Origin of the sequence: Paenibacillus pinihumi DSM 23905 = JCM 16419 (genome assembly GCF_000422505.1) — a bacterium.
GTDB lineage: Bacteria > Bacillota > Bacilli > Paenibacillales > Paenibacillaceae > Paenibacillus_D > Paenibacillus_D pinihumi.
Genome location: NZ_AULX01000025.1, coordinates 123,220 through 134,676 on the forward strand (window position 1 = coordinate 123,220; position 11,457 = coordinate 134,676).

Annotated in this window: 11 protein-coding genes and 1 pseudogene; 9 read left to right on the top strand and 3 right to left on the bottom strand. The window is 47.1% G+C overall.

Going from position 1 to position 11,457, the window contains the following annotated elements; genetic code table 11:
* Positions 1-54: 54 nt before the first annotated feature.
* Positions 55-930, bottom strand: coding sequence for a serine/threonine-protein kinase (locus H583_RS0108870; protein ID WP_425414510.1), 876 nt, complete (start codon positions 928-930; stop codon positions 55-57).
* Between the two features lie 308 nt (positions 931-1,238).
* On the opposite strand from H583_RS0108870, the gene H583_RS0108875 reads away from it, so the two are divergent.
* The 4 genes from H583_RS0108875 to thyX all read left to right on the top strand — a co-directional run bounded on the left by H583_RS0108875 (position 1,239) and on the right by thyX (position 4,324).
* Positions 1,239-2,408 (top strand): purple acid phosphatase family protein, encoded by a 1,170-nt coding sequence (locus H583_RS0108875; RefSeq protein ID WP_028560161.1) that lies wholly within the window; start codon positions 1,239-1,241, stop codon positions 2,406-2,408.
* Between the two features lie 12 nt (positions 2,409-2,420).
* Positions 2,421-2,789 (top strand): ABC transporter substrate-binding protein, encoded by a 369-nt coding sequence (locus H583_RS0108880; RefSeq protein WP_028560162.1) that lies wholly within the window; start codon positions 2,421-2,423, stop codon positions 2,787-2,789.
* Between the two features lie 188 nt (positions 2,790-2,977).
* Positions 2,978-3,526 (top strand): GNAT family N-acetyltransferase, encoded by a 549-nt coding sequence (locus H583_RS0108885; RefSeq protein WP_028560163.1) that lies wholly within the window; start codon positions 2,978-2,980, stop codon positions 3,524-3,526.
* A gap of 81 nt (positions 3,527-3,607) precedes the next feature.
* The gene (thyX, locus tag H583_RS0108890; RefSeq protein ID WP_028560164.1) at positions 3,608-4,324 is read left to right on the top strand and encodes an FAD-dependent thymidylate synthase; all 717 of its coding nucleotides are present in this window, start codon (positions 3,608-3,610) and stop codon (positions 4,322-4,324) included.
* Positions 4,325-4,413: 89 nt separating this feature from the next.
* On the opposite strand, the gene H583_RS0108895 is transcribed toward thyX, so the two are convergent.
* On the bottom strand, positions 4,414-5,157 hold the full coding sequence (locus H583_RS0108895) for a stalk domain-containing protein (RefSeq protein WP_028560165.1): 744 nt from the start codon (positions 5,155-5,157) through the stop codon (positions 4,414-4,416).
* Positions 5,158-5,701: 544 nt separating this feature from the next.
* Here H583_RS0108895 and H583_RS0108900 point away from each other — a divergent pair.
* From H583_RS0108900 to H583_RS36575, 5 genes and pseudogenes are all read left to right on the top strand, one after another.
* Positions 5,702-7,087, top strand: coding sequence for a glycine--tRNA ligase (locus H583_RS0108900; protein WP_028560166.1), 1,386 nt, complete (start codon positions 5,702-5,704; stop codon positions 7,085-7,087).
* A gap of 146 nt (positions 7,088-7,233) precedes the next feature.
* On the top strand, positions 7,234-7,854 hold the full coding sequence (locus tag H583_RS0108905) for a nucleotidyltransferase domain-containing protein (protein WP_028560167.1): 621 nt from the start codon (positions 7,234-7,236) through the stop codon (positions 7,852-7,854).
* A gap of 621 nt (positions 7,855-8,475) precedes the next feature.
* Positions 8,476-9,060, top strand: coding sequence for an ATP-binding protein (locus tag H583_RS0108915; RefSeq protein WP_028560169.1), 585 nt, complete (start codon positions 8,476-8,478; stop codon positions 9,058-9,060).
* A gap of 101 nt (positions 9,061-9,161) precedes the next feature.
* Positions 9,162-9,649, top strand: a pseudogene (locus H583_RS36005) (SDR family oxidoreductase).
* A 15-nt stretch (positions 9,650-9,664) separates the two neighbouring features.
* Positions 9,665-9,826 carry a hypothetical protein gene (locus H583_RS36575; RefSeq protein WP_154665845.1) on the top strand — a complete coding sequence of 54 codons (162 nt, stop codon included), beginning with the start codon at positions 9,665-9,667 and terminating at the stop codon, positions 9,824-9,826.
* 165 nt (positions 9,827-9,991) lie between these two features.
* On the opposite strand, the gene H583_RS36010 is transcribed toward H583_RS36575, so the two are convergent.
* Positions 9,992-11,343 (bottom strand): IS1182 family transposase gene (locus H583_RS36010; protein ID WP_245585872.1). Its coding sequence is split into 2 segments (ribosomal slippage): positions 9,992-10,776 and positions 10,776-11,343, totalling 1,353 coding nucleotides; the frame shifts between segments, so codons are not numbered across the junction.
* Positions 11,344-11,457 lie beyond the last annotated feature (114 nt).

Genomic DNA, 11,457 nt, shown 5'->3' on the forward strand with positions numbered 1-11,457 from the left:
AACATATAAAAAGGCCATCTGCTACGATGGCCCTTTTGCATTTATATAGTAGACTTATGCCTGGCTGGCTTCATCCCAAGCCTGCTTGAATTCCGCAATACTGTTATATCGCTTACTCCGCTCATGACTGACTGCGCGCAAGGCAACCTGATGAAGGCGATCTCCTGCCTCCCACTTCTCATAGCTGCGGTCCATTTCCCCGCCGAGCAGACCGAAAGCGATCGCTCCCATTGTGAATACATTAGTCCGTGCATCGATTGGTGCTCCAAGTGTGTATTCTTCAGGTGATTTGGATCGCGCCGCACCCCAGAATTGCTCCCCGATGTCATTAATGGCAGGGACTTGACGGTAGAAGTCAATGTCGCAGATTTTGGTCTGATGATTGTGAAAATCGTACAGGATGCTCCCGTCATAAAAATCAACCGCAACCATCCCTTTGGACTCCACATGTACATGGAACCCAAAGATGACCTCCAGCGAAGATAACCGTTGTCCGACAGATAATTGCCTGTATTTGAAAAAAGGGGAGTCCGGATGCTCATACTTTGAAGGTGGGGGAAATACCCAGTGCGGATGCAGGTTTTCCCCGTCAAACCATTCGAACAGTGCCGCGTACCCGTCACGGGTGGCGAAATGGTCAACGAGCTTAATGAGATGCGGATGCTCCAGCTTCTGATAGACCGCTACCGCTGCAGAGAGACGCTTTGCCGCGTCTTCCGGCATGCCTTTGTATTCCAGCGGCCGTGCCCCTGCATACTTAAGGAACCTCCGCGTACCGTTAATATTAAAGCCAAATGAAATATTGCCTGAATCCTGCTCATCAAATACGCAGAATACATGTCCCAGCTCGTGTATCCAATTCAAATCATGCTGCTCTTGCAGTTGAAAGGTGGCATCTCCCAAGGTGATGGTCACTCTTTCTGTATTAATATTTTGGTTTTCCATATGATCCTCCCTGATCGAGACGGGAAATCACGCAGTTTACCGGGCTGACGATGCGTTATCCCCTGATTGTTGATACACCCTTATGCGATTGGATTTTGTTTTCATAAGACAACGCCTCCTTATTTTGTAGTGAAGCAAACATAGCATTTATTCCCGTTACAGTAAAGATTCATGGTTTCATTTCCGATGACAGATACAAATACTTAAATTAAAATGAAATAAATGGAATATTTATTCTCTAATTGAGACATCTGTTTTGGAAGATAGATTCATAGAAAATGGGGTGTGTTTCGATGCTGGCTATCGTCAAAGGCCCATATTTACAGTGGCCTACACAAAGCACTATGACTATCATGTGGGAGACCTCGGAGCCTGCTACCTCCAGAGTGGAGGTATTCAGGGCCGAACGGATTCATAGCGGGCATCAGGGAAACTACAAGGAGCCACAGCAACTTCTCACATCAGCAAGCAGCGATAACGAAATGGCCGTTCACCAGCTGACAGTCAGCAATCTGGAGCCGGGGACCGCCTATTTTTACAAGGTGTATTCCAGCAGCAAGCATGGGCAGACGACGTCGGAGATGTATCCGTTCAAGACAGCAGGGGGGAAGTTGGAGTCCTTCTCCTTCACGGTAACGAGTGAGACGGGAGGGTATAGCTGGTTCGATACGACAGAAGGCGAAATCAACCGGCGGGTATTCAGGCAGATGCAGCGGTACCGGCCGGATTTTGTGTTGTTTGTCGGGGATATTGTGGATGATGGCGCCAGATATGAGGATTGGGACCGCTATTTCTTCAGACCCGGCAAGGAGCTGCTGGCGACGACACCATGCTACAGCTGCCTGGGAAATCATGAGAATAATGGTTCATGGTATTACGATTTCTTTGCTTTTCATCCGCCCAAAAATTACTATTCATTTAACTACGGCGATGCACATTTCGTATGTCTGGACAGCACAGCATTCATCCCGCCTGATACATACCCCCACTCACCCTGCAGCATCGGACCCGGAAATGCCCAGTATGATTTTCTTGTCCGTGACTTGCAGCACGCATCTTCCGCGAAGTGGAAGATCGTCTTTTTTCATTATCCGCCCTATGTCTCCGGGGGTTATCAGGTAGAGGAATTGAGAGCGCTATGTCCTGTCTTTGAAAAATATGGTGTGGACGTGGTATTCAATTCCCATACCATTGTCTATGAGCGGAGCCAGCCTCTCCACGCCGGGCGTGTGGACTATGATCAGGGCATTGTCTATATAGTAGCCGGAGGCGCCGGAGCGATGCCGGAGTGGCTGCTTCCCAAGCGGGAATGGCACACGGCCCAGTCGGTTGCTGTGCCCCATTTTATCCAGGTTGTTGTGGCGGCAGACCGGATGGAATTCAGAATGCTGGATGACGAGGGGCGCCTGTTTGATATGTATCATATACACAAAGATGCAGACGGCAAGAAGATTCACTTGTAACATCGCCTTGACATGTCCAAATTTTCCGGGAATCGGTTCAAGCGATTTCCCGGATTTACCCTGTACAAAGCGCTTGAGCTGCCTCAGCCTGCAAGGATTCAGGAAGAAGTGAAGAAGGACCCTAACCTGTGGGCCGTTCCGATCTCGCTGGAGGTGCTTCCGGATTATGATGCGGATTATGTATTCGTAACTTTGCTGAATGAGGACGGGACAGGAGAGCGTTATGATGAAATCAAGGCCAGCTCCATCTGGAAGGATCTGACCGCAGTCAAGAATAATCATGTATTCGAGATTAATATGGACACTTGGTTAGGCTATACCCCGCATGATATCGAGAAGCAGCTGAAGGAAGCGGTCGATATCCTTACAGAAGCACCTTAAGGGCTTTAAGTATAAATGACGATCCGGATTGTCAATTCTTTTCTGTTTCTAGTATATGGGATATAATGATAGAATCAGGAAAGGATTGAGACTTATGTAGTTGCCATTGGAATTGCAGAATATCGTTCAAGATCACCACCACAGCGAATTGAAATTCTGAAATTAAATATTCGTAAGGGGCGATCGATATGGTAAGCAATATTTGGACAGGCAATAAAGTCAGGCTTCGCGCCATTGTACCCGGAGACTGGGAGAAGTTCCACAACAATGACTATGATACGGAAGGCGCCAGGCTTGCCGATATGACCCACTTCCCCAGGTCCGCTGAGGGGACTCGGCTGCATACAGAAGGCAGGGCAGCTGAAGGCCCGAATGGGGACCGTTATACTTGTGCTATTGAGACACTTAATGGCGAGTTAATCGGAAGCATTGGTGTCCATACAACCGATTCGAGGAACGGTACATTTAAGTATGGAATTGGTATTTTTCGCGACCACTGGCGCAAAGGTTATGCATCCGAAGCGGTCAAGCTGATGCTGGGTTATTATTTCGATGAACTGCGTTACCAGAAAGTATGTGCCCATGTGTATGCTTTTAATGAGGGGTCCATTGCTCTGCATGAGCGGATGGGGTTCCAACTGGAGGGCAGGCTGCGAAATATGGTGTACACTAACGGCCAGTATTATGATGAGCTGGTATACGGACTTTTGATTAGTGAGTTTCAAGCCATGAAATAGAAGAAAGAGCAAGCGGGGTTGCCAATTATGGCGGCCCTGCTTTTCATTAACTATGCCCGAAGGCTACAGGAGGATAATTCCATGACCATGATTAAGGTGCTAAATGAAGGCTATGTCAGATTGGTGGATCATATGGGCTCGGATTTGACAGTCGTGAATGCGGCGCGTGTATCTTATGCCAAACAGTCGCTGGAGCTTAGCGAACAGGATATCCGTCTCATCCGCTTTTTGGCGAGAGAAGGGCATACTTCTCCATTTCGCCATGCCATGATCCAATTGGAAGTGTATGCGCCGTTGATGGTTGCCCGCCAGTGGTGGAAATATGTCATTGGCTCTGCCCATTTTGAAGGTACAGGTGACAGCCTGGAGGCATGGAATGAGTCCAGCCGCCGCTACATAACGGAAGATCCGGTTTTCTATGTTCCTTCGGCAGGAGAGTGGCGCTCAAAGCCCGAGAGTTCCAAGCAGGGCAGCGGCGAAGCGATTGCCTGGGAACTGGGGGAGAAGTATACACGGGAGCTAATGGAATACATCGGGCTGGGGATGGCCAAATACGAGGATGCCCTCGCTAATGGTGTGTGTGCGGAGCAGGCCAGATTATTCCTGCCTGCCTATGGCTTATATGTCCGCTGGTACTGGACAGCCTCGCTCCAATCCGTAGCGCATTTCTTGAACCAGAGGCTGGAGCATGACGCACAGAAGGAAATTCAGGATTACGCCAAGGCCGTGCTGGAGTTGATTAAATCCATTTATCCGGTGTCGCTGGAGCAGTTGACAGCTCAGAATATCGGGGATTAATGTGTCTATTTCAATCGTATGTTTGCTTGTTGTATGAATTACACTTGAGCTATCAGAATGAATTTAATTGACTCGCACATTTGTCCTGTTTACTTTACAGTTATTGTAATCGACGTTTTAAGCAAGACTTTGCTTCCAACAATGTCATTTTGAGTCCTACTGTAGTTGGCTACAGCTGTAATCGTATAAGTTCCTTTTGAAAGCATGGATGGTCTTGCAGTCTCATTGAGATATTTTATAATTTCTGCATTCATACCATTCTTATTGGCGTTATACATTGCAAAATAGCTCGATGAAAGACTGCTGCTGGATTCATCTCCTGGATTTAATGTAACTGGCATAGCATAAAAAGCATAAATTTGATTGTGTTCGAAACCTTCCTCGTCCTTAATGTCGTAACCAACAAATGGACCTGAATGAATGACTGTAACCGGATGATCATTTTCATTGGATAAGCGTGACCAAATGCGGATGGGCTCACCTTCAGCATATACGGCTTTTTCTGAAAAAATATGTAACTTGAAATCTTCATTTGAGTTTTTCTGATTCATTTCGGATTTGACGGGTAAATGGGAAGGATAATCCACATAGACGGTCTGGCTTCCCTTATCATATCCTACATCTGCACTTGCCCACCCGCTAAACGCCCTTAAGGGCACATAAGTCCTCCCGTTGTAGTTCAACAAAGGCATGTCCTCAAGCTCTACTGGTTTATTGTTAATCACGATGGTTCCCTTAAACAAGTACGCTTTGATTGCTTCTGAAGCAGCATTTACGGTTGTCGCAACAGAGATAATCAGAACTAGAGCCAGCAGAAAGGTTCTTTTCTTCATTGATTCTGCACCTCACTTTGATTTTTTATTTCTAATCAGATATCATGGCAGAAATCTGCATTCTTAGTCTTATACAATTATCTTACAAAAAAGTTTCTTTTTAGGTAATTTTTTGATGCGGAGATGCAGCCGTATCATTGGTAAGAAGCTTATAGAACTTGATGGCTGTAAGTATACGTACCCTTGACATTTCCATTCCTTTTCATTAGCATTAAAGGATAAATATGTTACGGTTACGATGGATAAAAAGTACTCGGCATTCGTTTGCATCAGCGACCTGGGGATAGTGGGAGCCTGGGGTAAGCCGCCGCGGAAAAGGCAGTCCGGAGCCGGATGAATAAAGCGGGCGTATCTGTCACGGGTGCGCTAACTGGGGTGGAACCGCGGGAGCTATGACTCTCGTCCCCGGACAAGTAAAGACCTTGTCCGGGGACGGGAGTTTTTTATTGCGTATATTGCATGATCGTGAAGAGCGGCGTCCGTAATCTGCGCAGGCGTTCCTGGTCATAGGTTATTTCCTCATTAACCAAAAGGAGATGATCGAATGAACCGCGTAACCATGGATCAAATTGTAGCTACAGCGAAGCATAGGGGCTTTATTTTCTCCGGCTCGGAGATATACGGAGGACTCGCCAACACCTGGGATTACGGCCCTCTGGGCGTGGAGCTCAAGAACAACATCAAGCGTGCCTGGTGGAAAAGTTTTATCCAGCAATCCCCGTATAACGTTGGCCTGGACGCCGCTATTTTGATGAACCCCCGTACATGGGAGGCATCCGGCCATATTGGCAACTTTAGCGACCCTATGGTCGATTGCAAGGCGTGTAAATCCCGTCACCGTGCAGACAAGATCATAGAAGAAATATTATCCGGCAAAGGGATAGAGCTTGTCGTTGACGGACTGTCCTTTGAGCAGATGCTGGAGCTGATCCATCAGCACCACATTGTGTGCCCGGACTGTGGCGCATTCGATTATACTGAAATCCGCCAGTTCAATCTGATGTTCAAGACCCATCAAGGTGTAACGGCATCATCGGCTAACGAAATTTATCTGCGTCCGGAGACGGCGCAGGGGATTTTCGTCAATTTCAAAAATGTCCAGCGCACGATGCGCAAGCGGCTCCCATTCGGTATCGGGCAAATCGGCAAAAGCTTCCGCAACGAGATCACGCCGGGAAACTTCACCTTCAGGACGAGGGAATTCGAGCAAATGGAACTGGAGTTCTTTTGCAAGCCGGGTGAGGACATGGAATGGTTCCAATATTGGCGCGACCTCTGCCGGAATTGGCTGCTTTCTCTGAATATGAAGGAACAGCATATCCGGCTTCGTGATCATTCGGAGGATGAGCTGTCGCACTACAGCAATGCAACGACAGATATCGAATACCGTTTTCCTTTTGGGTGGGGAGAGTTGTGGGGCATTGCCGACCGCACGGATTATGACCTCCAACAGCATATGAAGCACTCCGGTGAAGACTTCCACATGACGGACCCGGACACAAAAGAGCGCTATATCCCCTACTGTATTGAGCCTTCCCTTGGTGCTGATCGCGTCACGCTTGCCTTCCTTATTGATGCTTTCGAAGAGCAGGAGCTCGAGGGTGGAGACTGCCGCAATGTATTCCATTTCCATCCGGCTATAGCTCCGTATAAAGCCGCGGTATTCCCGCTATCGAAGAAGTTAGCAGAAGGAGCGCAGGCGATTTTCCGGGAGCTCGCACAAGATTTTATGGTGGACTATGATGATACGGGTTCTATTGGAAAAAGGTACCGCCGGCACGATGAAATTGGCACGCCGTTTTGTATTACGTATGACTTTGACAGTGCAGCAGATGGACAGGTAACGGTTCGGGACCGGGATTCCATGGAGCAGAAGCGCATGCCGATTGGCGAGCTTAAGGCTTTTATCGAATCGAATATGAAAGTATAGTATCCGCAGTTTGTATATAAACAGGATTGCTTGCCGTTTGGGAGGTCAATAGGCCTCCCTCATCCTTTAAATACAATCGCCGTAACTTGTGGGCATAAGCTGTAATCTCCATTTTGGAGCCAGCCATTTTTAAGGAGGAATGAAGCGTGAGGCGAGATTACGACAACTGGCAGCCTTTATCCGTGGCAGAAATGGTTTCATTGATGAGTCCCATCCCTGTTACCTGGTGTTTTGCAGGCGGCTGGGCGCTGGATTTGTTCATGGGCAGACAGACAAGAGAACATGGTGATATTGATATTGTTCTGTTTCGTGATGAGCAGTTAACAATGTTCAATGAATTGGCGAAGAACTGGAAGATTTATAAAGCCTATCAGGGTGAGCTCAGCCACTGGGAACCTGGTGAGGCATTAACAACAGTCAAGGATATCTGGGTTAGCAGGGACGGGCATTCCCCTTTTGCTTTTCAATTGATGCTGGTTGACAGAGAGGAAGGGGAGTGGATTTATCGCCGCGAGAGAGTGATTCGAAGACCGGAGCAAGATGTGATCGCCATGACAACAGAGGGGATTCCATTTCTCAAGCCGGAAATTCAACTACTCTATAAGGGCGGCGGCTCCGAGATCAGAAAGAAGGATCAACAGGATTTTCAGAATGTACTCCCGCTGCTCACTTCTGAGGAGAGAAAATGGCTGTCGGATGCGTTGAACAAACAATTTCCGGGAGGGCATGTTTGGCTATCCGATATTATTAATGCTGGGACTAATTGAACAACCCCATTTCATAGCTCTAAGGGAGACGCTCTGTCAAATATAGTTCATACAATATAAAGAATAGAATGAATGCTGTCAAAGGGATATACGCATAAGGCAGCCAATTCTGCTGTTCATGAAAAATAGAGTTGGTCATACGTACATAAAGTGCTGTAAACACAAGACTTGCCAGTCCCCAATACATCCATTTGCTGAATCTAGGGAAAAGCCTCCCTTTCATCCAAACCGCAAAGGTTGTGCACAATATGAAGCCGCCAAAGAAAAGTGGTGCGCATATGATGAGGAATAAAGCGAATTCTCGAACCGTTACGTTCATGAGCCCGCCTGCTGGTTTGCGTACTGCATACAAGATAACTTCAAATACAATGACATAGATCGTTATTAATAGTTGTAACAGCAAGTACCTGTTCAGTTTTGATAATTCCCTGCTAGTTGTTCTCATACAGACCTCTCTAATTTAGAAATTAGGTTATATGTATCATTATAACAAAAATCCCAAAGTTGCAGGGCTTGTTACGAATCTATTAATTCTAAATAAATAATGATGAGGGAAAAACTGTATGACTCCTCTAAAGAGTAGGTTAAAATGAACGGGGCAGGATTTGAAAGGAGAATGATATGGCTGTAGATTTTATTATCGTGCACGGCTCTCCGGGCAACGGAAAAACGACATTATCGAAGAAACTTCATGAGCACTATGAATCGCCGTATTTTGAATTTGGATGGATTCCTGAATTTCGTATGCTGGCACCATCGGTCCGGGCAACACAACGGCAGGAGGAACAACTGTCATTTGAGAATCTGATTGCAGTGGCGAAGAATTACAATAGGCATGGTTACAAGAATGTTATCCTGACTGATCTGGATGATGCGAGGATGCTGGTTATTCCGGAGGTGTTCGCGGGTTATAACTATGTGATTCTGACGCTTTATGTGGATCAAGAGGAGCTTCTCAAGCGCCGGATTCTGTCAAGGGATAATGGCAACGGATTTAAGGACTGGGAGCAATCCATAAATACAAACCGCCTGATTCAACAACGTGCCAAGCTGCCGAATGAATACCGTATTTTGAACTCGCGGGATGATGCAGATGTGACCTTTCGTGAGCTGATCACCATTGTAGAAAGTCATGTTCCTGTGGAGCGTACAGATACCTCTGCCTTTTCAAAAGATCAGTATTTCAGTTATATATCGGATGATTAGGGGAGTTTGAGGAACCAGGTGCTAACAATCATCTGTTTCTTGCAGTCATGAAAGCGCTTGAACTGAAATTTTATCACAGATGAAATCGTGAGGAAGACAAGATGAAACAAAAAACAGGACGTTTGGCAGGAAAAATAGCAGTCATTACAGGTGTAAGCCGCGCCAGGGGGATAGGCTCTGCTATTGCGCGTGCATTTGCCCTGGAGGGGGCGGATATTTTCTTCACCCATTGGACCAGCTATGACAGGCTTCAACCCTACGGAGAGGACAAGGAGTGGCCGGAAAAATTGGCAGAGGAATTACGGGAAATCTCGCATATGTGGCAACGAAGGGAGCTATATCCGCTTTTACGGTATCGTTGGCAGCAGAGCTGGCTCCATTAAAAATAACAGTTAATGCGGTGGACCCGGGGCCGACGGATTCGGGCTGGATGGATGAGCAGCTGCAGCAGTATTTGCTGCCGAAATTCCCAATGGGCCGGATTGGCAAGCCCGAAGACGCAGCCCGGACCATTCTGTTCCTGGCAAGTGATGACGCCATGTGGGTAACCGGGCAAATCATTCATTCTGACGGCGGTTATTGGGATTAGAGGGGAGTTGTTCTAGTGGGAATTTTTTTAAATCTGATTATTGGCTTTATAATGGCTGTAATTGTGGTCCGGCTCGGAATTGATTACTCCCGGCAACATCAGCTTACCAAAGAAATTCTGGCAGAGCTGAAGGAGCTTCGAAAGGTTGTGGAGAACCGCCAGAAGGATAGTAATTAAGCCAAACTCAGACGACAAAGGGCATAAAGCAACATCCTGAAAACAAAAAGAAGGGGGAAAGCCCCCCTTCTCAGAGTGTCGAGAAACCCACGTTTTTTCTAAAACGTTGGGTTTCTCTTTTGTTTTATGAGCGTTCGCGTAGCGAACGAGAGGGGGATAACCCTCTCATCCTCTCTTCTCAAGATGAAGGGCGATCTTCTTCATGTTCTGAACGGCAGCGGTCATCAACGCTTGTTCCATAACGTTGCCCAACCCCCGCAACCGGCAATAGCGAAACCCGTGGAGCTGTTTAGCATCCGCGAAGCTTCGCTCAATCGTTTCTTTTCGTTTTCGGTACAGCCGTTTCCCCGACTTGCTCAGCCGGTTTAGACGCACGTGTTCCTTACTGTCCTCCCAGATATGCCGTGTGACGATCTTTCGTTTGGTTTGAGATCGTGTACATGTGGCTAACAGGGGGCAAGATGCACATTGCTTGGGATCCGAAGCATAGTGGCGGTAACCCTGGCGGTCTGTCGTTCGGTAGGGCAACACTTGTTGTGCTGGGCATACATACACATTCCGCGTTCCATCATAGGTGAATTTCCACTTGGGAAACAACCCTTTTGTGGGGTGAAATCTGCGGTGCGCAATCACACCAAAAATATTTCGTTCCTCAAGTCCTTTGCAAATCGGAGTGGTCATATAGCCGGAATCCAGTGCGACGGCTTCTACCTGAAACCCAAATTGGTGACGCTGACGATCTAATCGCGAGAGGTACGGCACGGAATCATGCACATTTCCGGGGGTCACGAAAACATCCGTGATGAGGTTGTACTTCACATCGACCGTACGGTGATCCAAGTAAAAGAATCCTTCCGGCTTCCCTTCACGGTACATATAGCCGCTATCAGGGTCTGTTGTACTGACCTTCACTTCCTTGTCTTCGTTCACCTCCTCCCGTGGTTTTAGGGCTTTTTTCCTTGTGTTTTTCGTTCACTTTCCACCGCTGCATTCAGCTCATCGAGGTAGTCTCGCGCGTTTTGTTGTACCTGAGCTTTGGTAAACTTGTGTTTATTCGCACTAGCTTTGACATGAGTAGAGTCCGAAATAAGCACGCGGCCGCCAACCATACGATGAGAGATGGCTTGCAGCACAATTTCATCGAAGATATCTTGAAATACAGTCGTGTCTTTGAAACGAGTCCGGCGATTCCAGCTAATTGTCGTGTGATCGGGTACACGATCGGTGAGTCCTAGCCCAAGAAACCAGCGGTATGCCACATTCGTTTGAACCTCACGTTCCAGTTGGCGCTCGGAACGTATGCCATAAAAATAACCCAGGAAAATCATCTTGAAGAGAACGAGCGGATCGATAGCAGGGCGGCCATTATCTTGGGAGTAGAGGTGGCGTACCTTTTCGTCTATAAAAGAAAAATCAATATACCGATCGATCTTACGCAACATATGATCAGCGGGCACCAAATCTTCAATGGAAACCAGTTCAAAGTTCTGTTGTTTATCTCGATTAGACCTCAGCATACAAGAACACCATCCGTTCATAATTGGTTACTATTAGTATATAGTATTAACGCGGTGTCGTGTTAAACATTTTGGATATAAGAAAGGCTGTCGAGACTTTCTCGACAGCCTGAG

Bases quoted from the DNA above. Each gene is read 5' to 3' on its own strand.
- H583_RS0108875 (WP_028560161.1), top strand. From the start codon at position 1,239: ATGCTGGCTATCGTCAAAGGCCCATATTTACAGTGGCCTACACAAAGC.
- H583_RS0108900 (WP_028560166.1), top strand. From the start codon at position 5,702: ATGAACCGCGTAACCATGGATCAAATTGTAGCTACAGCGAAGCATAGG.
- thyX (WP_028560164.1), top strand. From the start codon at position 3,608: ATGACCATGATTAAGGTGCTAAATGAAGGCTATGTCAGATTGGTGGAT.
- H583_RS0108880 (WP_028560162.1), top strand. From the start codon at position 2,421: ATGTCCAAATTTTCCGGGAATCGGTTCAAGCGATTTCCCGGATTTACC.
- H583_RS0108915 (WP_028560169.1), top strand. From the start codon at position 8,476: ATGGCTGTAGATTTTATTATCGTGCACGGCTCTCCGGGCAACGGAAAA.
- H583_RS0108895 (WP_028560165.1), bottom strand. From the start codon at position 5,157: ATGAAGAAAAGAACCTTTCTGCTGGCTCTAGTTCTGATTATCTCTGTT.
- H583_RS0108885 (WP_028560163.1), top strand. From the start codon at position 2,978: ATGGTAAGCAATATTTGGACAGGCAATAAAGTCAGGCTTCGCGCCATT.